The following is a 24,001-nucleotide window of genomic DNA, read 5'->3' as shown; positions in this document are numbered from 1 at the left end:
GACGGAGGGGCCATGAGTCACGTGAGGGGGCCTATGACCCCTCCGTCGCCGTAAGACGGCGACACCTCCCCAGCTTCGCTGGGGAGGAGAAGACGCGCAGGAGAATTGATGTTCAAATACCAGTTCCGCTGGGACACGGTGTGGGGCAGCTTCGACTTCCTGATGTCGGGGCTGCAGATGACGCTGATCATCTCGGCCATCACGCTGGTGCTGGCGATGCTGGGCGGCCTGGTCATCGCGCTGCTCGACATGTCGCGCTACCGCGCGCTGCGCTGGATCGGCGTGTCGATCGGCGAGGTGGTGCGCAACACGCCGATCCTGGTGCAGCTGCTGTGGGTCTACTACGTGCTGCCGATCGTGTTCGGGGTGCGCATCGAGGCGCTGGTCGCCCTGATCATCGGGCTGGCGCTCTACCAGGCGGCCTTCATCTCCGAGGTCTATCGCTCGGGCATCCAGAGCGTGCCGGTGGGCCATCGCGAGGCGGCGCGCGTGCTCGGCCTGACGCCGCTCCAATCGTTCCAGCGCATCGTGCTGCCGCAGGCCATCCGCATGACCCTGCCGCCGCTCGCCTCCAACTTCGTGCAGCTGATCAAGTTCTCGTCGCTCGGCGCGGTGATCTCGGTCAACGAGATCACGCGGCGCGGCATGGAGCTGTCGGCCACCAACTTCCGCCCGCTCGAGACCTTCACCTTCATCGCCGTGGTCTACTTCCTGATCTGCTGGCCGCTCGCCATGGCGATCCGCTGGTGGGAACGCCGACTGCAGAGCCGCTGATGACCAGCCCCCTTCGCCCCTCGCTCGCGGCCCGTGTCGATGCCGCGCGGGAAGCGCTGATCGACATGACGCGGCGCCTGGTCGCCGTGGCGTCGCCCAATCCGCCGAGCGACACCCACGAGGTGGCGCGGGTCGCTGAGGCGCTGCTGCGCGCGATCCCGGGCATGGAGGTCGAGCGCATCGAGCCGGAGCCGCGCGTCGTGAGCCTGGTCGGCCGCCTCAAGAGCAACAGGCCCGGCCGGCGGCTGATCTTCAACGGTCACCTCGATACCTTCCCGCTGCTCGAGCAGCTGCCCTGGACGGTGCCGCCGCTGGGCGGCGTGCTGAAGGAGGGAAGGCTCTACGGTCGCGGCGTCTGCGACATGAAGGGCGGCATGGCCTGCTCGCTGCTCGCCGCGTCGCTGCTGGCGCAGCACCGCGATGCCTGGTCGGGCGAGATCGTGCTGACCCTGGCGGGCGACGAGGAGAACATGGGCTCGCTCGGCACCGGCTGGCTGCTCGAGCACGTGCCGCACGCCCGGGGCGATGCCAACATCTGCGGCGACGTCGGCTCGCCCCGGGTCGTGCGCTTCGGCGAGAAAGGCCTGATGTGGGTCGAGGTCGAGGCGACCGGATCGCCGGCGCATGGCGCGCACGTCCATCGCGGCGTCAACGCCATCGACCGTCTGCGCGCGGCACTGGACTGCCTCAAGCAGCTCGAGCAGGTGCCGTTCCAGGCGCCGCCGGTGGTCACCGCGGCGATCGCCCGCGCCAGGCCGATCTCCGAGGCGCTGTCCGGCGCGGGCGAGGCGGAGACCCTGCAGCGCGTCACCGTCAACATCGGCACCATCGAGGGCGGCACCTCGCCCAACCTCGTGCCGACCCACGCGATCGCCCGTGCCGACATCCGCCTGCCCGTCGGCATCACGACAGACTTGCTGGTGGCCGAGCTCGACGCGCGCCTGAAGCCGCTGGAGGGCGTCAGCTGGCGGGCGATCCGCCGCTTCGAGCCGTCCTTCACCCCACCGGACCACGAGCTCATCCGGCGCACGGCCGACGTCGCCAGCGAGGTGCTCGGCGAAGCGCCTGCCGTGAACATGCGGGTCGGCGGCTCGGACTCGCGCTGGTACCGCATGCACGGCGTGCCGACGGTCGTGCTCGGCCTCACCCCCTTCAACATGGGCGGCGCCGACGAATACGTCCTGGTGGACGAGCTCGTCGCCGTCGCCAAGATCCACACGCTCGTCGCCTTCGATTTCTTGTCAGCAGGACAGTGACCATGGACCGGCTCTCCGACCACGATCTCTTCACCTCGCCCATGACCTTCATGGGCGCGCCCTACGGCCGCCCCGGGCCGGCCAACAAGGCGGCGATCCTCGGCATCCCGTTCGACTGCGGCACCAACATGCGCATCGGCGCGCGGCTCGGCCCCGACTCCGTGCGCCAGCAATCGGCGCTGATGCGGCGCTACAATCCCACGCATGCCGATTTCGATCCGGTGGCGGCGCTGGGGCTGGTCGATTGCGGCAACGTCAAGCTGACGCCGAGCAGGATCGTCGACGCTTTCGCGTGCACCGAGCAGGCGGTCGACCGCATCGTCGAGGCCGGCGCCATCCCGGTCACCATCGGCGGCGACGGCTCGGTGACCGTGCCGGTGGCCCGCGCCGTCGGCAAGAAACACCCCAGAATGGCGGCGCTGCACATCGATGCGCACACCGATTCCTATCCCTACGGCGCCGACGAGAAGTACAGCTCGGCCACCCAGTTCACCCACGTCGCCGAGGAGGGCCTGGTCGATCCCGAATTCTCCTGGCACGTCGGCATCCGCAGCACGACGTATGCCCAAGGCGTGGTGCCGCGCGCCATGAGCCTCGGCTACAAGGTGGTGTCGCTCGACGAGCTGGTACGCGGCGGCTTCGCCCAGCGCATGGCGGAGTTCCGCGACAAGGTCGGCAAGCGGCCGGTCTATCTCTGCTTCGACATGGATGTGTTCGATCCGGCGGTCGCGCCCGGCGTCTGCACGCCGTCGTGGGGCGGCCTGTCGGCGCGCGAGGGCATCGACCTCTTGCGCTGCCTGACCGACCTCAACATCGTCGCCGTCGACGTCGCCACGGTGAGCCCGCCGCAGGACGTCAACGGCATGGCAGCCCACCTCTGCGCCCACGTGATCTACGAGACGCTGGTGCTGCTCTGCCGGCAGATGGGGCTGGCGCCGGCCAGCTGATTCTCCACCTCCCCAGCGAAGCTGGGGAGGTGCCCCCGTAATCGGGGGTGGAGGGGTCATGAGTCTCAGTGGGGCTTTCGACCCCTCCGTCGCGTATGACGCGACACCTCCCCAGCGAAGCTGGGGAGGACAGAGTAGCGAGGGACCTTTCATCCTCATGACACCTGCCGCGCTCGTGATGACAGGCCGTGCGGGGCGGCGGTATCCTGCCACCATGAAGCGACTGGCCCTTGCCCTTGTCCTGCTGCTGTCGCTCGCCGCGACGGCGCGGGCCGACTATCCGGAAAAGCCGATCCGGTTGATCGTGCCGTTCCCGCCCGGTGGCGTCACCGACGTGGTGGCGCGCCAGCTGGCGGAGCGACTCGCCGCCGATCTCGGCCAGCCGGTGATGGTCGACAACAAGACGGGCGCCGGCGGCGTGATCGCCAGCGACCTCGTCGCCAAGGCGCCGGCCGACGGCTACACCCTCCTGCTGACGACCCCGAACCACACGATCAACGCGGCGTTCAGGGCGTCGATGCCATACGATACCGAGAAGGATATCCGGCCGATCGCGATCGTCGGCCAGGTGCCCATGCTGCTGGTCAGCCATCCCAGCCTGCCGGTCACGACGTTCAAGGAGTTCGTCGACTACGCTCGCAAGAACCCGAACAGGATCAACGTCAGCAATGCCGGCAACGGCACCCTGCCGCACATCACCATGGAGCTGATGATGCTGCGCCTGCAGTTCCAGGTGACCAACGTGCCCTACCGCGGCGCCATGCCGGCGCTCCAGGATCTCGTGGCCGGCCAGGTCCAGGCCAAGCTCGACAACTACACGCAATCCGCGCAGCTGATCGCCCAGGGCAAGCTGAACCTGCTCGCCGTGACCAGCGACGCCCGGCTGAAGCAGTTTCCCCAGGTGCCGACGGTCGCGGAAACCTTGCCGGGCTTCGAAGGCTACCTGTGGATGGGGGTTGTCGCGCCGGCCGCGACGCCCGATCCGGTCGTGGCCAAGCTGGCAGCCGCCATCAAGCGCTTCGTTTCCCAGCCGGAGACCCAGGCCCGCTTCGAGAAGGACGGCATCGAGCCCGGCGATGACGGTCCCGAAGAGTTCCGCACCATCATCGGCCTCGAGATCAAGCAGTGGCGCGAGATCGCCCGGGTCAGCCGGATCACCGTCGACTGACAAGGCTTGCCACCGTTGTCATCCCGAGCCAAAGGCGAGGGACCTTTGCTCGGCCGGCGCTGCGGAAGGTCCTCGCTGCGCCCGGGATGACAGCATCGTTGCGGCCGGATCACGTCCCTACCGAGGATGCTCAGTTGCCCAGGTGCTTGGCGAAGAACGCCCGGGTGCGCGCCTCGGCGTCGGGCGCTGCCGAGGGATCGTAAGCGAGCCGGTGGCTCTTGCCGTCGGCGACGGTGAGCGTGCGGTCCGGCGCCCGGCTGTCGAAGCTGTGATGGGCGTCGGGATAGTAGACGACCTGCACCAGATCGGGCCGTGCGAAGCCGGCAGCCTGCAACCGCCGGCAGTCGTCGGCTGGCGTCCAGTCGTCCTTGTCGCCGATCAGGACGAGCAGCGGCACGGCCACGTCGCGATCGAACTGGGCGTAGCAGCCCGGATAATAGGCAACGGCTGCCTTGAGCCCGCGTGCCGCCAGACCGTAGCTCCTCTGAACCGCTCTCAGCGCCGTCGCGCCGCCGTGGCTGTGGCCGATGAGGCCGATGTCGCCGCGGCGCACGAAGGGCTGAGCATTGAGGAAGTCCATCGCCCCGGCGATGTCGACCACCCGCATGCTGGGACTGACCACGCGACCGCGGCCGCACACCGACTTCTCGCCGCGCGGCCCGAACGAGTCGGGGGCGACGACGACATAGCCCCAGCTTGCCAGCAGCTTGCCCCACGCTCCGGTATGGCTGCTCACGCCGCTGCACGAATGGGCGAGCACGATGCCAGAATACGGTCCGGCGCCGGCCGGCCGGTACATCCAGCCGTCGATCTCAGGTCCCGCCTGAGACGACCCGATGGCGACGCCGGGAAAGCGCACGCCTTGCGCCGACGCACCGCCGGCCAGCAGCACGAGGAAGGCAATCGCGGCGAGGCGGATCATGCCCCATAGTAGGCGCGACGGAGGAAATCGCCCATCATGATCAAGACCATCGGTCTCCTGACCCGCAAGGACGGCTGGACCCACGAGCAATTCATGCGGCACTGGGTCGACGTCCACGCGCCGCTCGCCCACGCCGTGCCCGGCCTGCGCCGCTACGTGCAGAACCACATTTCCGGCGAGCGCACCCGCGCCGACATCCCGGCAACCGACGTCGCGATCGACGGCGTCGCCGAGCTGTGGTTCGACGACCAGGCCGCGCTCGAGGCGGCGGCCAAGACGCCGGAGATGAAGGCCCTGCACGCCGACGGCGCGAAGTTCATCGGCCGCATCCGGAGCTACGTCGTCGAGGAGAAGTTCATCGTCGGGTCGTGACCTCTTCTCTTCCAGAAGAAGCGCGGTCGAGGCTCTTGCAGGCATTCTCGAGCGCGATCGTCGAGGACCGTCGCAACCCGGCCCAGCGCCGCGACGTCGATCGGCTGGCGAGCTCGATAGTACAAGCCGATGTCGTAATCGGAGGACGCCGTCGCCGTGCCCCTGGGCGCGCGACCCGCCCAGCGCAATCGCCGCCACGCCGCACACCGGGGCCAGAGCCGCGACCAATCTCCCTGGCAGGGCTTCGTCGTTTGCATCGGTCATGGCCCGATCTACCGGCCGCCCGACTGGAAATCGCCGGCCGTCCCCGCCAACATGGCGCCAGGAGGACACGGCACATGCTCGATCTGGTCATCAAGGATGCGCAGATCTTCGACGGCACGGGCGCGGCGCCGGTGCACGGCGATCTCGGCGTCACCGGCGGCCGGATTGCCGCCGTCGGCGGCAAGCTCGGCGCGGCCAGGGAGACGGTGAAGGCCGACGGCCTTGCCCTGGCGCCGGGCATCATCGACGGCCACACCCACTACGATGCCCAGATCACCTGGGACCCCTTCATCGATCCCTCGCCGGCGCTCGGCGTCACCACGGCCGTGCTGGGCAATTGCGGCTTCACCATCGCGCCCTGCAAGCCGGCCGATCGCGACCTCACCATGCGCCACCTGACCCACGTCGAGGGCATGTCGCTCGATGCCTTGCGGGCCGGCGTCCGCTGGGGATTCGAAAGCTTTCCGCAATATCTCGACATGCTCGAGCGCCAGGGCGTCGGGCCCAACGTCGCCTGCTTCTCGGGCCATTCCGCCATCCGCACCTTCGTCATGGGCGAGGAGGCGACCGAGCGCACCGCGACGGACGACGAGATCGCCGCCATGGTCGCCCAGGTGCGCGAGGCGATGGCGGCGGGCGCGGTCGGCTTCGCCTCCTCGACCGCCGAGGCGCACAATGGAGAGGGCGGCACGCCGATGCCGTCACGGCTGGCCGACGACCGCGAGCTGCGCGCCCTGGTCAAGGCGATGGGCGAGAGTGGCCGCGGCATCTACATGCTGACCAAGGGCAGCAAGACGTCGATCCCCTATCTCGAGGAGCTGGCCGTCGAGGCCCGCCGCCCCGTGGTGATCGCGGCCCTCTTTCATTCCAACACCAATCCCACCGCCGCCTTCACCACCCTCGACCTGGTGAATCAGGCGCGCTCGCGCGGCCATCAGCTGGTCGCCCAGACCTCGTGCTGCCCGCTCAGCATGGATTTCACCTTCAAGAGCCCGTACCTGTTCGAAAGCATGGCGGCATGGAAGCCGGCGATGGCGGCGCATGGCTACGACGACCTGGTGAAAGTCTACCGCGATCCGGCGTGGCGCGACGCCGTGCGGCAGGAGCTCGCCGCCTCGCGCGGCCGCCTGGTGTTCAACAGCGAATGGGACAAGCTGTTCGTCGTCGAGACGGCGAAGGAGCAGAACCGGGCGCTCGAAGGCGCGACCCTGGCGGCGCTCGCCACGAAGGCGGGCAAGGACCCGCTCGATTTCATCCTCGACTTCGCGCTGTCGGAAAATCTCGACACGATGTTCGTGGCCCAGCTGCTGCACAACGACGAGACGGCGGTCGGCCGGATCCTGGCCGATCCGAACACGCACATCTCGCTCAGTGACGCCGGCGCCCATCTCACCTTCTTCTGCGACGCCGGCTTCGGCCTGCACCTGATGGGCCACTGGAGCCGCGATCTCGGCGTCCTCGACCTGGCGCAGGCCGTGCACCGGCTGACCGGCCAGCCGGCGAAGCTGTTCGGCATCGCCAACCGCGGCGTGCTCGCCGAGGGCAAAGCTGCCGACCTGATGCTGTTCGATCCGGCGACGGTGGCGCGCGGCCCCAAGCGGCGCGTCCACGACCTGCCGGCCGGCGCGGCGCGGCTCACCGCATCGGCGGTCGGCCTGCACGGCGTCTGGATCAACGGTGCCCACGTTGCCGACGACAAGGGCTTCTGCGCCGACCCGAGCTCGCGGCCAGGCGAGGTGATCCGCCGCTTTGCCGCATAGGCGGCGGCGCACAGGCTGGCGACAAAACCGCTTCCTCACGCCGGCCGCAAGGTATTGACACGTAAAATTGCCTGCCGCTTCAGGAGGTTGGTGAATGGCTTCGATCATGTGACGATACGCGAAACAGGGAATTGGATCAGGGAAACCAGAAAAATTAACAGGGAAGTCCCGGCAACGGATCAGGGAATTCGGAACATCCGAACAGGGAACCCCGCCGCGTCAAGTTACGTCCGCGCCGGCGGATAGGCGAGGAAGGCGAACCGGTTCGACACTCGCGGGCGCAGCCCGCAATCGCGTGCAATTGATTGCACTCGCCTCTCGGCGGTTCCCCGTCAGAGGGCGAAGCGGTTGACACGGAGAGATGTCCGCTCTGAAGATGATCTGCGGTGCCCTGCCGGGCTCCATGCCGATTCGGCCGTGGCGAGTCGTCGTGAAATCTTGCGTCAGTTGCGTCTGTGCGTCAGCGGCCTTTGAAATCAACGACTTGCCGCTGACGCAACCAAACGGCGTTGCGTCAGCGGTACATTGGTTTTCGTCAGCGATAGCGATCACGATCGGTGTCCCTCGGTCGGCGCGCAGTCCGTCTTGCGTGCTATCACGACGGTGCCCGAACGGGCAGGCGAGTGAGCAGAGTTGGCTCGCCCTTGCAGCCAACATCGCCTTGCAAACGGTGCGCTTTTGCAATGTAGCCTGACTCCGCGGCTCGACCGGGGCTGGGTCTTCCTCGTCGCTCGGCCTCTACCGCCCGGATCCGAGATCATGAAGTTCCAATCGGCGGTTCATTGACTCCCAAACAGCCGTATCCATAGTTCAAATTGGCCGGGATCCGGAGAGCGCATGTTCGAGCGGTTCGTGGGGCGGCGAGGGAAGCCGGTTGGCGCCAGCGTTCGACGCAGAGCGGTGCTCATAGAACGTGCCGGTCGAGCCTGTGACGGTCGTCTCTTGCTTACAGATCGCCAACATGCCGTTGCGTGCGCTTCGCCAGCTCGGCGAGCTGCTGGTTCCTGAGAATGTCGATGAAGGCTGAAGGTGAAACACGGCTCTGGGTGAGATTTCTGCGAGCATTCGCCAGAGAGCCAGTCATCAAATCCGGCGCTTCGTCGTAGATACCGGAGAGGAAAGTGTCCGGTTCTCCTTCAGCAGGCCGAACTTCTTCAGCTCCTTCTTCACCTACCTCGTGCCACGCGACGATGCCCTCATCGCCGCCAACGGCGGCGTCAAGCCGGGCGACACGGTCTGCTTCAGCAGCCCGGGCGGGATCTCGTGCAAGTCGGTCAACGCGCCGTCGTGACAAGGCGCCTGAAGCACGTGCGTACACACGCGCAAGGGCGGCTCGCCGCACTGATGCCGTCGCAGCGTGGCGGCGGACGGCCCGCGGCACTCAGGCGTGGTTGGCGATCAGCATCTCGGCATCCTTCACGCCGGCCAACACGCTGTGCGGATCGTTCGACACCGCGTGCAGCAGGCCGGTCGCGGCGGCGACGTCGCTCGCCCCGGCCCACACGGTGTCATGCTCGTCCTGCTCGCGCACATAGGCAAGGCTGACGGCCACCTTGCCCATCAGGGTGGCGATGTCGTTGCCGGCCGTCGTGTCTCGTGCGCCGCTCACGATATCGACCAGCAGCGCGCCGACGCGTTGTCCAGCCTGCAGCGCCGCCTGGACCTGGCCGGTCCAGTAGGCCAGGCCCGACGCATCCGGGGTGCGGTCGAACAAACTGTCGTAGACCGACCCGAGGAAACGCGCGATCTCGGCGTCGCTTGCGCGCGAAGCGTCGGCGAGGAACGGGTGCAACGCCTTGGCTTCGGCACTGACGGCAAACGCGCCCGCGATCCCGGCCAGAGTCCCCGCCGGTCCTTGTGCCGGCAGGCCGCGATCGAGCTCGCCGATCCAGTAGGCGAACCCCGCCGCATCGGCGCCACGGCCGAAGAAGGCGGCGTAGGTCGCGGCGACCTGCTGCTCGGCGCCAAGCGCCAGCAGGTCGAGCGTTGCCGCGCCGACCTGCACCGGCACCACGTAAACAAGCGCCTGTGCATCGGCCGCGGCGACGCCGGCCCCAGCGCCGGCTCGATAAGTGAAAGAGTCGATGCCCGAGAAGCCGGCGTCGGGCGTGTAGCCGAGGCTGCCGTCGGCGGCGAGCTGCAGCGTGCCGTGGTTGGGGCCGGCCAGCAGCGTGGCCGTCGTTGCCCGGTCGTCGTTCGCCAGGACGCTTGGCACGGCGGCGAGCGACCTGCCCTGGATCACCACGAAAGCATCGTCGTGGGCGGCGACCGCGTCGACCGGAGTGCCGTCGGCCAGGTGCACGATTGACGCCAGCCGCGCGGCGACGCCATCGCTGTTGCCGCCGAACTGCTGGTCACCCCACGTCACCACTGACCCGTCGGCGCGCAATGCCGCGAACGCGGTACTGGTGGCGAAAAGCTGCACGACATCGATCGAGCCGTCGAGCTCAGCCTGCACGTCGGCGTCGACGCCGCCGCCGAGGAAGCTGCCCCAGAACACCACCGAGCCGTCTGACCTCAGTGCGGCAAAAGCCTGGTCGGTCGCGACGATGTCCACGACGTCGTGAAGCTCGCCGGCGACCGCGCTGCTTTCGCCGCCGTAGGAACCGTCGCCCCAGGTCACCACCGAGCCGTCGGACCTGAGGGCGGCGAAGGCCGAGCTGCCGGCGAAGATCCGCGTGACATCGATGGTGCCGTCGAGGGCCGCCCCGGCGCCGGTGCTCGAGCCACCGCCGCCATTGTCACCCCACGTCACCACCGAGCCGTCCGCCCGAAGGGCGGCAAAGGCGGTGTTGGTCGCGGTCAGTCCCACGACATCGATCGCCCCGCCCAGCGCTGCCGCGACGCGCGTGCCGTTGCCGCCGTTGTTGGGATCGCCCCAGGCGATCACCGAGCCGTCCTGCCGGATGGCGGCGAAGGCCGACGTCGTCGCGGCAATGCCCAGCACATCGACGGTACCGTTCAGCGCCGCGGCGACGGCGGTGCTGTTGCCACCGTCGTTCGCGTTGCCCCAGGTCACCACCGACCCGTCAGCGCGCCGAGCGGCGAAGGCAGAGCCGGTCGCGGCGATGCTGACGACATCGACCGAGCCGTCGAGCTCGCCCGCGACCGCGCTGCTGTCGCCGCCCTGCGCGGCAAAGCCCCACGTCACCACCGACCCGTCGACGCGCAATGCCGCGAACGCCGAAAGGGTCGAGGCGATGTTGGCGACGTCGATGCTGCCGTCGAGCCTGCCGGCGACCGCCGCACTGTCGCCTCCGTTGCCCGGCGCGCCCCACGTCACCACCGACCCGTCGGCGCGCAAGGCGGCGAATGCCGTGGCCGTCGAGAACAGGCCGACGACATCGACCCGGCCGTCGAGCGCGCTCGCGACGGACGCATTGTTGCCGCCGAAATTCTGGTTGCCCCAGGCGATCACCGAGCCGTCGCGCCGCAAGGCGGCAAAGGCGAAGGCGTTCGACCCGATGCCGGCCACGTCGTGAAGCTGGCTGGCTACGGCACTGCTGTCGCCACCGTTCTGCCCGTTGCCCCAGGTGACGACCGATCCGTCCGCCGCGACGGCGGCGAAGGCGTAGTCGTTGGCGAAGGCGCCGGAAGTATGCCCGGGGAACGACGCGACCGAGACAGCAGGGGAATCGCCGCGCAAGAGCTCCGACGGGTCGGGCATGCCGACGCCCACCTCGGCCACCCTCTCCGCTTCCGGCACGCTGCCCGCAGCCACTGCCGCCGCGCCCGCCCCCGCAGGATCGGCGAGGTAGGCGGCGGTGTAGTCGAACCAGTTCAGCGCCAGCGCGTCGTCGTAGGTCGCGTAGAGGTTGAGCCAGAAATATTCTCCGTGCTCGACCAGGACGTCGGCATGCGTGGCGATGGTGACCGTCTTGACGGTCTCGTCGGCGGCGAAGCTCACTGCCAGCACCGATAGCTCGGCGTAGTCGCCGGCGGCCGCGCTGGCAGTGCCCGCCTCCGTGCCGACATACACGGTCGAGGCGCTGCCGGTGCCACTGCGCGTGATGGTGAAGGTGATGGGGGTGCCCTCGCCGGCCGGCAGCTCCAGCGGCGCATCGCTGGTCACGCTGTAGCCGTAGAGGTCGACCGCGACATCGGTGATGGTGGCGGTCGCGTAGGCGAACCAGTCGATGGCGACGGCGTCGGCGTAGCTGCGATAGAGATCGAACCAGAAATACTCCGTGCCTTCGCTCGCGCCGTCGACGTAGGTGGCGACGTTCACTGTCTTGGCTGTTTCGCCCGCGGTGAAAGTCACGGCGAGTGCGAACAGCTTCTGATAGTCGCCGTCCTTGGCGCTGCCATTGTAGGTGCTGACATAGACGGTCGAGGCGGTGCCGCTGCCGTTGCGCGTGATCGTGAAGGCGACCGCGTCGCCCTCTCCGACCGGCGAATTGGTCTCGATGGCGTAGCTGTAGTCGTCGGCCGCCGCGTCGGCGATCGTGGCGTTGCCGTAGGTCGCGTAGACGCTGTCGCCGTAGTTGCGGAACAGATCGAGCCAGAAGTGCTCCTCGCCCTCGGTGACGCTGTCGCTGAAGGTGCCGACGGTGACGGTCTTCGTCGTCTCACCGGCGGCGAAGGTTACGGGGAGCTTGTCGAGCGCCTGGTAGTCGTCGTTGCCGGCCGTTCCCTCGGTCGTGCTGACATAGACGGTGGACGCGGTGCCACTGCCGTTGCGCGTGATCGTGAAGGTGATCGCGCCGCCCTCGCCCATCGGCCCACCGAGCGCGGTGCTGCTGGTGATGGCATAAAGGTAGTCGGCGGTCACCGTGTCGGCGATGTAGGCCGAGGTATAGGCGAACCAGTTGAAGTCGGCCGCGTCGTTGTAGGTCCGATAGAGATTGAGCCAGAAATATTCGCCGTCGTCGGCGATGCTGTCGGTGAAGGTCGAGATGGTGAAGACCTTGGTCGTATCGTTGGCGCCGAAGTGCAGCGCGAAGCCCGGAATGCCCTGGTAATCGCCGCTGCCCGCGCTCGCGGTGCCGGCCTCTGTCCCGACATAGACGGTCGACGCCGTACCACTGCCGCGGCGCGTCACCGTGAAGCTGATCGCATAGCCTTCGCCCACCGGCGAGTCGAACGGCGCGTTGCTGGTAACGGTGTAGCCGTAGTCGCCGACCGCGGTATCGGCGATCGAGGCGCTGGCGTAGGTGGCCGAGGTGGCGTCGCCATAGGCCTTGAACAGGTCGAGCCAGAAATACTCGCTGCCTTCCGTCACGCCGTCGGTGAAGGTATCGACCGAGACCGTCTTGGCCGTCTCGTAGGCGGCGAAGGTGAGTGCCGCCTTGTCGAGCCCCTGGTAGTCGCCGGCCGTGGCCGTTCCCGCCACGGTGCTGAGCCACACCGTCGAGGCACTGCCGCTGCCGCTGCGCGTGACGGTGAAGGTGACCGGCGCGCCCTCGCTCGCCGGCCCGTCGACGGGCGCGCTGCTGGTGATCGAATAGTCGTAGCCGGCAGCGATCGCGTCCTTGATCTGCGCCTTGCCGTAGGCCGAGAAGCTGTTGTCGGCGCGGTTGCGATAGAGATCGAGCCAGAAATATTCCGTTCCCTCGACGAGCGAGTCGGTGAAGGTGTCGACCGTGACGGTCTTGCTGGTCTCGTAGGCGGCAAACGTCAGCGTCTGCATTCCAATCGATCGGAAATCGCTGCCGTCGGCTGTTGCCGAGGTCGTGCCGAGATAGACCGTGGAGGCCGTGCCGCTGCCGTCGCGCGCGATGGTGAAGGTAATCGGGCTGCCTTCGACTGCCGGCGTCGCCTCGCTCGCGGTGCTGACGGTGTAGTTGTAGTCGAGCTTCGGCTTGTCCTTGATGAAGCCGGTGCCGTAGGCGGCATGGACGCTGTCGGTGACATTGAGGAAAAGGCCGAGGGTGAAGAACTCATCGGTCTCGAGCCACCAATCCTCGTTGGTCTGCACCGTCACCGTCGCCACGGTCTGATTGGCCGAGAAGCTCACGGGTTGCAGGGCGAGCGCGCTGTAGTCGGCGCCGCCCGCCGATCCGCCGGCGGTCGCGACGAACACCTCCGACTTCGTGCCGCTGCCGCTGCGCACGATGGTGAAGGTGACCGCGCCGCCTTCGACGATCCCGTCGGCCGGGCTGCCAGCCGACGACCGCACCGTGTAGGCATAGGTCGGCAGGGCTGCGTCCGCGATGAAGCCGCCGGCCGATGCCGATGGGGTGTTGGTCGACAGGTTCTCGTAGAGATCGAGGTGAAAGGACTCCGTTCCTTCCGCCACGCTGTCCTGCAGGGTGGCGACGCTGATCGTCTTGGTCGTCTCGTAGGCCGCGAAGACGAGCGCCAGGTTGGCCAGCCCCTGGACGTCGCCGGCACCCGCCGTGCCGCCCGAGGTCGCGAGATAGACCGTCGAGGCGCTGCCGCTGCCGGTGCGCGTGATGGTAAAGACGACCTGTCCGCCCTCGGTAACGGCGCTGCCGGCCACGCCGGAACTCGACGTAATGGTGTAGACGTAGGCATCGGCCGCGACATCGTCGATGGCAGCGGTGGCGCTCGCCGTGCTCGCGGCATCGGTGGCCGACGGAAAGAGGTCGAGCCGGAACGTCGCCGTGCCGTCGGCCAGATTGTCGGCATAGGTGTCGATCTTTACCGTCTTGACCGTCTCATAGGCGGCGAACTCGACGGGGAGCTTGTCGACGGCGGCATAGTCGCCGGTGCCGGCGCTGCCCGGTACGGTCGACACGTAGACCGTCGAGGGCGTGCCGCTGCCACTGCGCGTCACCGTGAAGGTGACGGCTTCGCCTTCGGCGCTCGGGATCGTGGTCAGCGTATACGCGTAGGCCGGCGGCGCTTCCGCGGGACCGGAGATCGCCACCACGCCCTTGACCGTGGGATTCCAGAATTCGCCGATCGAGACCTTGAGCTCGACGTTGTAGGTGGCGTTCGAGGCGCCCCACGGATTGCGCAGGAGGAAGCTGTCGGTGGCGGCGTCGTAGCCCATGATCACGAAGGCGTGGCCGGCCACCAGGTTCTTCTTGCCAGCCGTGTCGTAGGTCGTGCCGAACGTGGCGAGCCAGGCGATCTCGCCCTGGGCCAGCGCATCGATGATCGTCTGCTTGTAGGCCAGCGGATCGGCCGAGACGAATTCAGCCGTCTTGAATTCGTCGGGAATGGTCGCGTAGTAGCTTGAATAGTAGGTGTAGCCGAGGTTGGTGACCTGGCGGATCGGGCTGGCCCAACCGTTCTCGATGGCCCGGTAGCTCTTCTCGCCGGTCCAGTTGAGCACGTTGTCGATGTTGGCCTGCGCGTTCAGGTCGACATAGGCCTTTTCGAACAGCGTCACCCACTGCTCGCCCGCCAGGCTGTCGGTCTCGTTGCTGGCGACCGGGACCGTGCCGCCGCGCTTGACCGGCACGCTCATGTCGACCGTCACGTAGGCCGGCGCGCCGTCGAGATAGAAGCGGACGCCCCAGGTCCCGTTACCATTGTCGATGAAGGCACTGACGATCAGCGACGGGTCGATGTCGGCGATCGCGCCCAGGCTGGCCATCAGGTAGCAGTCGCCCGCCTGGCCCTGGTTGATGTCCGTGGGCGCAACGCCGTCCACGAACAGCGGGCCGGTCGCTGTGGCGTAGCTGTACACGCCCTTGGCGGCCGTGCCGCTGGCCGTGTCGCCGCCGACCACCGCCATCGGCAGGTCCTTGCCGAGGAACCACTTGCCGATCAGGCGCTCGCCGTTCAGCTCGGTCATGCCGGCCGCCATGTCACCGAGCGGCGCCACGTCGGCGATCTTCTGCACGCCGCCCCACCATTTGGCGTTCGCCGGGTTGGAATAGATGACGCTGTAGGAGATCGACTTCAGGTAGTCGCTGGCGAACAGCGGCGCGTAGTTGGTGTAGACGAGCTTGAGGTCGGCGTGCTCGCTCACCGTGATCCCACCCGCCACCGTGGCCTCGAGCATGGCGAGCATCTCCTGGTAGCTCACCACGGCGTCGGCCGCCGCCTGAACCGCGAGGTCCCTGATCCGGTCGTTGGCGAGATCGTCAGTCCAGGTCAACGCTACTCCCCGTCGGACAAAGCATCATCGGCTATGCGCCGTACCCTGGCTCGGGCTCTGTTCTCCCCCCGTGCCGGCATGAATGCAAGGCTCCCAGACCTGTTCCTGGAAGGAAGCGACCCTGCCGGCCGCTTTTCGAGCAAGGCAGTTGTAGAGTGGATCGCCACTCCACCGGACTTGAGGGCAAAACGGAACTCTACATCAAACGCGCCGGCCGCAACCTCTTAGAGGATGCCGGCTTCGACACGCTAGAATTCATCCAGGAGTTGTATAGCCGCGGTCAGACCATTTGGCTCACGCAACTCTATCCGGAACACCGCATCCTTGGCGATCTCGTCAACCTGCGCTGGTGGCGGCGTCCTCGATGGACGACCTGTGATCAGCTTCCAGTGCCTCCAGCTATGCGGACATGCGGCTTGATGCATGCGTCAGGTTTGCATCACATTTGCTCACTACCCGCGAGTATGTGCGGTGCGCTTGGGAAAATTCATCCTGCGCCGAATTGAGGGGCTTCGCGATGACAATCGACGGCAGCATCGTCTTTCAGGACGATTTCTCGGTCAACGGCACGCTCGAGGATACCAAATGGGATTTCAACCGCTGGCAGCCGGCCAACAACCCGTCCTATCTCGGGCAGACCCAGATGCGGCAGGAGTTGCCGAAGGCCTACAACGGCATCGCGAACATCACGCTGGACACCTTTGTCGCCGGCAACGCACCGGGCCAGCCCAACTCGTTCCTGGGGTCGGAGGCGATCACCAGAGATTCTTGGGTGCCCGACGCCACCGGCGGCGTTTCGTTCGAAGGCGTGTACCGGTTCCAGCCCCAGCAGGGCGGCCTGGTCGCCGGCTTCTTCACCTATCAGACGTTTCCGCCGCAGGCGGATCGCAACATTCATGACGAGCTCGATTTCGAGATCTTCACGAGCGCACGTGATTACGTCAGCACCAACCCGTATGCCCAGGACCCACAAGGTCCTGGTCACCCCAAGCTGATCCCCATGCCCGGCGGCGTCGCCGATTTTCATACCTACCGCATCGAATGGCTGGCCGACGCCGTGCTCTGGTATGTCGACGGCCAGATGGTGCGCAGCGACATGGAGCATGTGCCGCAGTTCAAGCAGGAATTTCACATCAATCTGTGGGCACCGCCGACAAGCGGGGTATATGGCGACCTCCCGGGTCTGATCGATGTCAAGTTCAGCGACCCCACCATGCAGCCTGCCGCAACGGCCGCAGAGAACAAGACGTACAACTTCGAAGTGTCGTCGATCGTCGTGCAACGACTGGCCAGCCAGACCGGCACCGATCAGCTCGACGAAATGAACGGCACCGAGGGCAACGACGCGCTGAGCGGCCGCGGCGGCGGAGATGATTTGTGGGGCATGGGAGGCGACGACATCCTGATCGGCGGCACGGGAATCGACGGGCTCGACGGCGGCGCCGGCGACGACACGGCAATCTATTCCGGCCCGCGCTCCCGGTACGACGTCTCGTTCATCCCGGTCCATGACGGCAGCTCGCAGGGCGTCACGGTCATCACCGACAAGTCGACGGGCGCCATGAGCGACGGCCAGGATTTCCTGTCCACCGTCGAATTCGTCTCTTTCAGCGACGGCCTGTATGCGGTGGGCCTCGGAGGTGTTCTTACGCTGATCCCGCCCGGCGTCTCGGCGGGCGCCGCCGGATCGGAACTCGTCGTCCACGCCGATGCCTATGTCGTGCGTCCGAACCAAGCGCTGACGACGAGCGCGGCGGCAAGCGTGCTCGTCAACGACGACTCCGATACGGAGCTGCTCGCCGCCGTGGTGACGGGCCCGAGCCACGGCGAGCTCCAGTTGAAGGCCGACGGCTCCTTCACCTACACGCCGACGACCGGCTATTCCGGCCACGACAACTTCACCTACCAGGCGACGAGTGCCGAGGGGCAGGTCGGCCAGGGCGAGGTCACGCTGTACATCGCGCCCGTCACGGCCGGTGCGACGCCCACGCTGGCGCTATCGTCGCTCGCGGCCGAAGAGCAGATCGCCACGCTCTATATCGGCCTGCTCGGCCGCGCCGCCGACCTGCACGGCTTCCAGTTCTGGATCAACGAATACCACACCGGCCTGTTCACGCAGGGTGCAAGTGCGGCGCTTCGCAACATCGCGGGCGCAATCGGCGGCAGCGCCGAGGCCAAGGCCCACTTCGCCCTGCTCGACCATCCGCAGGGCGCAACTGACGCCCAGATCGGCGCCTTCATCGATGCCGTCTACCGCAACCTCTTCGACCGCGGAGCCGATACCGGTGGTCAGGCGTACTGGACGGGCCAGATCCGGCAAGCCGTGACGGCGGGCCAGTCGGTGGGCTCGAAGGTTGTCGATATCATCGGCGGTGCCCAGGATTCGGTGGCCAGCCACGACATCACCGTGCTGATGAACAAGGTCAGCGTGAGCTTGACCTACGTCAACGACCAGTTCGTCAACGACACGCCTCTGGGCGACATCGCCTCCGCCGCTGCCCTGCTACAGGGGGTAACGGCCGCGCCGGAAACCGTGCTGACCGGCATCAAGCAGGCAGAGGCGCTGGTGTTCGGCGCCTGAGACAGCCAGGCGCGCGCAAGTGCGTTAGGGAGCCGGCTGTCGACCGACCTGCATGATTGGCGAGCGGCGGGAGCAAGTCGGGCGCTCCCGGCCATGAGCCTGGCTGCTTCGGCCACGGCTGCCAACGTCACCGCCAGTCGGCGACCGAGCGTGCTGCATCGCCCAGCGCCCGATCGATCTCGCCGTGCGTCAGGCCGCCCGACCTCTTGTCGGATTTGCCCATCCAGCCTCGTCAGGCCTGCTCGATGGCGTCGGGCGTCCGGGGCGCGCGCTGCGCCGCTGCCCGCCCGACGGCGAGCAGAAAGGTCGCGACGAGCATGACGACGAGCCGGCGCACGGTCAGCGCCCGTGCGCCGCCTGCAGGCGCTTCTCGCGCGACCGGCTCCATTGCGAGAGGCCGAAGCAGGTGAACCAGTAGATGGCGCCGGCGAAGACGTAGGCCTCCATGTTCATGCCGACCCAGGCAGGATCGGCGAGCGCCGCCTGCGCGATGCCGAGCAGGTCGAAGATCGAGACGATCAGCACCAGCGTCGTGTTCTTGAACAGAGCGATGAACTCGTTGGTCATGGCCGGCAGGGCGATGCGCAAGGCCTGCGGCAGCACGATCAGGCGGGTGATGCGCCAGTAGCCCAGGCCGAGCGCCTGGGCGGCCTCGACCTGGCCCTCGGGCAGCGCCTGCAGGCCGCCGCGCACCGCCTCGGCCATGTAGGCCGCGATGACGAAGGCGAGCCCGATGACCGCGCGCGCCAGCCGATCGACATTGACCCCGCTCGGCATGATCAGCGGCAGCAGGAGCGAGGCCAGGAAGATCACCGCGATGATCGGCACGCCGCGCCAGAACTCGATGAACACGATCGAGGCGAAGCGGATCACCGGCAGGCGGGATTGCCGGCCGAGCGCCAGCAGGATGCCGAGCGGGATCGCGATCAGGCCGGCATAGATCGCGAGAAAGAGCGTCAGCATCAGCCCGCCCCATTCGCGCGTCTCGACGACGTTGAGGCCGAGGCCGCCGTAGAGCAGCCAGATGCCGAGCGGCGGCAGGACGACCAGCGCGGCGATGGCAGCCTCGCGGCGCCGCGGCAGGCGCCGCCACGACAGGGCGAGGATGACCGCCAGGGTCAGCAGACCGAGGAGATCGACGCGCCAGCGCTCGGGGACGGGATACTGGCCGTACATGAACTGCGAGAAGCGCGCGCGGATGAACACCCAGCAGGCGCCGGCGCTCGTGCAGTCGTCCCGCGTGGTGCCGCGCCAGTTGGCCTCGACCAGCAACCAGTCGACCAGAGGCAGCGAGATGCGCCAGACGACGTAGAGACAGAGCAGCGACACGGCGATGTCGACCGGGCTGGCGAACAACCGCTGCCGGAGCGCCTCGAGCCAGCCGGGTATCGCGCGGACGGCCTTCATCGCGTCACCAGGCGATGGCGGGCGTTGTACCAGTTCATGAACAGCGACACGGCGAGGCCGAGCACGAGATAGAGGCCCAAGGTGATGGCGATGATCTCGATCGCCTGGCCGGTGGCGACCAGCGCCGAGCCCATGAACACCGCGACCACCTCGGGATAGGCGATCGCCGCGCCGAACGAGGAGTTCTTGATCAGGTTGAGGTACTGGCTGGTCAGCGGCGGGATGATCACCGGCATGGCCTGCGGGATCACGACCAGACGGATGACCCGGCCAGGGGTGAGGCCGAGCGCGCGGCCGGCGTCGATCTGGCCCTGGCGCACCGACAGGATGCCGCCGCGCACGACCTCGGCGATGAAGCCCGCGGTATAGGTCGACAGGGCCATGAGCAGCGCCACGAACTCCGGTATCAGCACGAAGCCGCCGCGATAGTTGAAGCCGCGCATGACGGGAACGTCCCAGCTCGTGGCGGCGCCTGCCCATATGAAGCCGGCGAGCGGCAGGGCGACGCACAGCCCGAAGCCCACCAGCCAGGTCGGGAAGTCGCGGCCGGTGCGCGCCTGGTGGGCCCGCGCCCAGCGCGCCAGGACGACCTGCGCGACGATCAGGAGAACGGTCGCCAGCAGGGCGAGATGAAAGCCCGTGACCTCGTTGGGTATCGGAATGGACAGGCCGCGGCGATTGAGAAAGGCGACGCCGAAAAAGTCGAGGCTGTCGCGCGGCGCCGGCAGCGCCGCCAGCACGCCGAAGTACCAGAACAGCACGAAGAACAGCAGCGGGATGTTGCGCACGAACTCGACGTAGATCGCCGCCAGGGTCGACAGCAGCCAGTTGCGCGACAGCCGCATCAGGCCGACGGCAAAACCCACCGCCGTCGCAATCACGATGGCCGCGACGGAGACCAGCAGGGTGTTGACGATGCCTGTCCAAAGCAGCGCCAGGATGGACATGCTGGGCTTGTAGCCGGTGATCTGGAACGGCACCTCGATGCCGGAATCGCGCCACAGGAACTGGAAGCCCGAGGCGATGCCGGCCTTCACCATGTTGTCGGCGGCATTGCGCACGAAGTAGACGACGACCACGACCAGCCCGACCGCGGCGATGATCTGCCACAGGACGTCGCGCACCTTGCGGTCGCGCAGGAAACGGATCATGGCGGAGCCGTTCGGCGCACCTTTGACTCTCCTCCCCAGCTTCGCTGGGGAGGTGCCCCGTCATACGGGGCGGAGGGGTCATGAGCAGCGGGACTGGGGCTCATGACCCCTCCGTCGCCGAAGACGGCGACACCTCCCCAAGCTACGCTTGGGGAGGGAAATGGGTGCCTCACTGGAACGGCGGGGAATAGAGCAGGCCGCCCTTGGTCCACAGCTCGTTGGCGCCGCGCTTCAGCTTGAGCGGCGAGCCCATGCCGACGGTGCGCTCGTAGCTCTCGCCGTAATTGCCGACCTGCTTGATGGCGTTGAACATCCAGTCGTCGGAAAGGCCCATCATCGCGCCGAACTTGCCTTCCGCGCCGAGCAGGCGGCGGACCTCGGCGTTGGCCGACTTGGCCTTCATCTCCTCGACGTTCTTGGAGGTGACGCCCAGCGCCTCGGCGGCGATCGTGCCGTTCAGCACCCAGCGCACGACGAGCTGCCAGCGCTCGTCGCCCCAGCGCGTCACCGGCCCCTGCGGATCGTTGGAGATGATCTCGGTCAGGATCTGGTGCTCGTCCGGGGTCTTGAACTTGATGCGCTGGCCGGCCAGCGCACCGATCCCCGCCGTGTAGGCATCGCAGCGGCCCTGGTCGTAGGCCGATATGGCGTCGTCGTTCTTCTGGAAGTTGATGATGGTGACCTTGAGGTTGCGCTCGCGGAACCAGTCGGCGGCGTTCTTCTCCTCGGTCGAGCCGGCGGCGACGCAGATCGTGGCGTCGGCCAGGTCCTTGACCGCCGCCACCTTGGCCTTGGTGCGCACCACGAATGTCTGGCCCTCGTAGAAATTGATGCCCTGGAAGTTCACGCCCAGCGTCGCGTTGCGCGAGAAGGTGATGGTGGTGTTGCGCGACAGCAGGTCGACCTGGCCGGACTGCAGCACCGGCCAGCGCTGCTGCACCGAGGTCGGGGTGAACTTCACCTTGCCGGCGTCGCCCAGCACGGCGGCGGCCAGCGACTTGCAATAGTCGACATCGAGGCCGCTCCATTCGCCCTTGTCGTTGGCGAAGGAGAAGCCCGGCAGGCCGAGATGGACGCCGCATTCGATGTGGCCGCGCGCCTTGATGGCGTCGAGCGTCGGGCTGGGCGCGAGCTGCTGGGCCGACGCGGCGGAACCAACAATAAAGGCTGCGGCAGCGGCCGCGCGGCAGACGAATCTCATCGCCAGAGCTCCCCTCGAAGACATGCAGTGCGAGTACCTGTCGGATAGCGTAACTACCCCGGCCATGGCGAGCAAATTGCACCTCGAAACGGCGCTGATGCCGGACGGCTGGCGGCAGGACGTCGTGGTCGGCATCGACCATGGTGTCATCACGAGTGTCGAGGAGCCCGGCGACGGGACGGCCGAGCGCGTTTCCGGCATCGCCCTGCCCGGCCTCCCCAATCTGCACAGCCATGCCTTCCAGCGCGCCATGGCGGGCCTCACCGAGCGCCGCCGCGGCAACGAGGCCGATTCCTTCTGGACCTGGCGCGAGGCGATGTACCACTTCGTCGACCGGCTCGGCCCGGACGACCTGGAGGCGATCGCGGCCTTCGCCTACATGGAGATGCTCGAGGCGGGATTCACGCAGGTTGCAGAATTCCACTACCTGCATCACCAGCCCGACGGGCGGCCCTACGATACGCCGAACGAGATGTCGCAGCGCATCGTCGCGGCCGCCGAGGCGGCTGGCATCGGCCTGACGCTGCTGCCGGTGCTCTACCGCCAGGGCGGATTCCTGGGCAAGCCGGCCACACCGGCGCAGCGCCGCTTCCTGTGCGACCGCGATGCCTATGCCCGGCTGATGGAAACCGAGGTGCCCGGCGGCGCCACCGGCATCGCCCCGCATTCGCTGCGCGCCGTCACCCTGGGCGACCTGGGCTGGGCCGCGCGCACCTGGCCCGACCGGCCGGCGCACATCCACGTCGCCGAGCAGGAGCGCGAGGTCGCGGACTGCCTGGCCGCGCACAACAGGCGACCGGTCGACCTGCTGCTCGACACGATCGGGAGCGATGCCGGGCGCTGGTGCCTGGTCCATGCCACGCATGCCGATGCCGCCGAGCTCGGGCGCATGGCGGAGGCCAGCGCGGTGGCGGGGCTGTGCCCGATCACCGAAGCCAATCTCGGCGACGGCCTGTTCGACGTCCCCGCCTTTCTCGCCCGGGGCGGCCGGCTCGGCGTCGGCTCGGATTCGCTGATCCGCATCTCCGCCGCCGACGAGTTGCGCACCCTGGAGTACGGGCAGCGGCTGATGCACCGCCAGCGCAACGTGCTGGCCGAGCCGGCGCGCTCGACTGGCCGCCGCCTGTTCGAGGCCGCCCTGGCCGGCGGCGCCCGGGCAACCGGCGAGGAGAGGCTGGGCGGCATCGCGAACGGCAAGCGCGCCGATCTGGTCGTCCTCGACCAGCACCATCCCTCCCTGGTCGCCGCGCGCGACGACAGCCTCCTCGACGGCTGGCTGTTCGCCGCCGACAATGCGGCGATCAAGTCCGTGTACCGTCGCGGCCGGGTCGTCGTGCGGGATGGCCGTCACATCGCCCGAGACGCAATCGCCCGGCGCTACGCCAAGACCGTGGCGGCGCTCGCGTGACACGGCACTTGCGGGTCCTCAGGAGCGTTTAGTCAGTTCTTGGCGGCGATGCGATTCCCTCACCAGCAGACGCGACCAGAGCCGATGCCTGCACTGCAAACCTGGGGGCAACCGCAGCGAGCTGTTGGATCAACTCGGCGACGGACAGGGGTGGCCGACGATAGGCTGCAGCCTGGATTTCAAGCGCACCCATCAATTCGGCCGGCCGGGCATCAGCAGTTCCGTGAGAAACTGGTCAGGGGTGATGGCGATAATGCCGACCGGAAGATCCGTGAAGTCGCGAACATTCGAGGTCACAATGACGCTTGCCCCAATCGACGCCGCTACCGCTGCGACATGGCGGTCTTTGGGATGATTGCGCATCTTGGGTTCGAACTCTTCCCAACCCTCGACATTCGCGTCTGGAAAGGCCTTTTCCATCAACCTGCGCAACGTCGAGGCCTTGGCTTTCCCCATGCCGTACTCGTCGATCAGGTTGCGCGTGACTTCGTCGAGTATCCGCGACGACCAGTGGATGCGAAAGCAGTCGGCAGCAGCCGCACGCAGTAGGGTGTCGCGCAGCACCATTGGAAACAGGACATTGGCGTCGAGGACGGCAGGCAGCATCAGGAACAATTCTCCCAGCGACTCGGGGTGTGATGATCCCGGCCGATCGTCACGAATGCTAGCCCAGACGCCTTCTCCGCGGGATGTTTGCCAGAAAATGCAAGCCGATCTTGGACTTAGGCGAGACCGACAGCTCGCAGTATGGTGTGCTGGTCGGTGGACCGTCGTAC

The 24,001-nt window shown here is 67.4% G+C and carries 15 protein-coding genes; 8 read left to right on the top strand and 7 right to left on the bottom strand.

The window, feature by feature from the left end; translation table 11 throughout:
• Nucleotides 1-108 precede the first annotated feature (108 nt).
• The 4 genes from ACILR9_RS34720 (at nucleotide 109) to ACILR9_RS34705 (ending at nucleotide 4,145) form a co-directional block, all read left to right on the top strand.
• Nucleotides 109-774 (top strand): amino acid ABC transporter permease, encoded by a 666-nt coding sequence (locus tag ACILR9_RS34720; RefSeq protein WP_395714569.1) that lies wholly within the window; start codon nucleotides 109-111, stop codon nucleotides 772-774.
• The gene (locus ACILR9_RS34715) at nucleotides 774-2,030 is read left to right on the top strand and encodes a M20/M25/M40 family metallo-hydrolase (RefSeq protein WP_395714568.1); all 1,257 of its coding nucleotides are present in this window, start codon (nucleotides 774-776) and stop codon (nucleotides 2,028-2,030) included. Before ACILR9_RS34720 ends, ACILR9_RS34715 begins: the two co-directional genes overlap by 1 nt.
• A 2-nt stretch (nucleotides 2,031-2,032) precedes the next feature.
• Nucleotides 2,033-2,977, top strand: coding sequence for an arginase family protein (locus ACILR9_RS34710; protein WP_395714567.1), 945 nt, complete (start codon nucleotides 2,033-2,035; stop codon nucleotides 2,975-2,977).
• Between the two features lie 214 nt (nucleotides 2,978-3,191).
• The gene (locus ACILR9_RS34705; RefSeq protein WP_395714566.1) at nucleotides 3,192-4,145 is read left to right on the top strand and encodes a tripartite tricarboxylate transporter substrate binding protein; all 954 of its coding nucleotides are present in this window, start codon (nucleotides 3,192-3,194) and stop codon (nucleotides 4,143-4,145) included.
• Between the two features lie 130 nt (nucleotides 4,146-4,275).
• Here ACILR9_RS34705 and ACILR9_RS34700 read toward each other — a convergent pair whose 3' ends face one another.
• Nucleotides 4,276-5,067 (bottom strand): dienelactone hydrolase family protein, encoded by a 792-nt coding sequence (locus ACILR9_RS34700; RefSeq protein WP_395714565.1) that lies wholly within the window; start codon nucleotides 5,065-5,067, stop codon nucleotides 4,276-4,278.
• 36 nt (nucleotides 5,068-5,103) lie between these two features.
• On the opposite strand from ACILR9_RS34700, the gene ACILR9_RS34695 reads away from it, so the two are divergent.
• On the top strand, nucleotides 5,104-5,439 hold the full coding sequence (locus tag ACILR9_RS34695; RefSeq protein WP_395714564.1) for an EthD family reductase: 336 nt from the start codon (nucleotides 5,104-5,106) through the stop codon (nucleotides 5,437-5,439).
• 338 nt (nucleotides 5,440-5,777) lie between these two features.
• Entirely contained in the window at nucleotides 5,778-7,463 is a 1,686-nt protein-coding gene (locus ACILR9_RS34690) for an amidohydrolase family protein (protein ID WP_395714563.1), read from the top strand.
• Nucleotides 7,464-8,409: 946 nt separating this feature from the next.
• On the opposite strand, the gene ACILR9_RS34685 is transcribed toward ACILR9_RS34690, so the two are convergent.
• Both ACILR9_RS34685 and ACILR9_RS34680 read right to left on the bottom strand, forming a co-directional pair.
• On the bottom strand, nucleotides 8,410-8,757 hold the full coding sequence (locus tag ACILR9_RS34685) for a hypothetical protein (RefSeq protein WP_395714562.1): 348 nt from the start codon (nucleotides 8,755-8,757) through the stop codon (nucleotides 8,410-8,412).
• Nucleotides 8,758-8,844: 87 nt separating this feature from the next.
• Entirely contained in the window at nucleotides 8,845-15,477 is a 6,633-nt protein-coding gene (locus tag ACILR9_RS34680; protein WP_395714561.1) for a Calx-beta domain-containing protein, read from the bottom strand.
• Nucleotides 15,478-15,886: 409 nt separating this feature from the next.
• Here ACILR9_RS34680 and ACILR9_RS34675 point away from each other — a divergent pair, with 409 nt between their 5' ends.
• On the top strand, nucleotides 15,887-18,058 hold the full coding sequence (locus tag ACILR9_RS34675; RefSeq protein ID WP_395714560.1) for an Ig-like domain-containing protein: 2,172 nt from the start codon (nucleotides 15,887-15,889) through the stop codon (nucleotides 18,056-18,058).
• A 339-nt stretch (nucleotides 18,059-18,397) separates the two neighbouring features.
• Here ACILR9_RS34675 and ACILR9_RS34670 read toward each other — a convergent pair whose 3' ends face one another.
• The 3 genes from ACILR9_RS34670 to ACILR9_RS34660 form a co-directional block, all read right to left on the bottom strand.
• Nucleotides 18,398-19,465: an amino acid ABC transporter permease gene (locus tag ACILR9_RS34670; protein WP_395714559.1), complete on the bottom strand. Its 1,068-nt coding sequence runs from the start codon at nucleotides 19,463-19,465 to the stop codon at nucleotides 18,398-18,400.
• The gene (locus ACILR9_RS34665; protein WP_395714558.1) at nucleotides 19,462-20,616 is read right to left on the bottom strand and encodes an amino acid ABC transporter permease; all 1,155 of its coding nucleotides are present in this window, start codon (nucleotides 20,614-20,616) and stop codon (nucleotides 19,462-19,464) included. The genes ACILR9_RS34670 and ACILR9_RS34665 overlap by 4 nt, the downstream gene beginning before the upstream one ends.
• Before the next feature lie 169 nt (nucleotides 20,617-20,785).
• The gene (locus tag ACILR9_RS34660) at nucleotides 20,786-21,817 is read right to left on the bottom strand and encodes an amino acid ABC transporter substrate-binding protein (RefSeq protein ID WP_395714557.1); all 1,032 of its coding nucleotides are present in this window, start codon (nucleotides 21,815-21,817) and stop codon (nucleotides 20,786-20,788) included.
• A gap of 64 nt (nucleotides 21,818-21,881) precedes the next feature.
• Here ACILR9_RS34660 and ACILR9_RS34655 point away from each other — a divergent pair, with 64 nt between their 5' ends.
• Complete coding sequence (locus ACILR9_RS34655; RefSeq protein WP_395714556.1) at nucleotides 21,882-23,225, top strand: formimidoylglutamate deiminase; 1,344 nt, start codon at nucleotides 21,882-21,884, stop codon at nucleotides 23,223-23,225.
• Nucleotides 23,226-23,417: 192 nt separating this feature from the next.
• Here the strand turns inward: ACILR9_RS34655 and ACILR9_RS34650 are convergent, their stop codons facing one another.
• Complete coding sequence (locus tag ACILR9_RS34650; protein ID WP_395714555.1) at nucleotides 23,418-23,831, bottom strand: PIN domain-containing protein; 414 nt, start codon at nucleotides 23,829-23,831, stop codon at nucleotides 23,418-23,420.
• Nucleotides 23,832-24,001 lie beyond the last annotated feature (170 nt).

The sequence above is a fragment of the Reyranella sp. genome (assembly GCF_044224635.1).
Classification (GTDB): Bacteria; Pseudomonadota; Alphaproteobacteria; order Reyranellales; family Reyranellaceae; genus Reyranella.
This window is presented reverse-complemented; position numbering and strand designations above follow the sequence as displayed.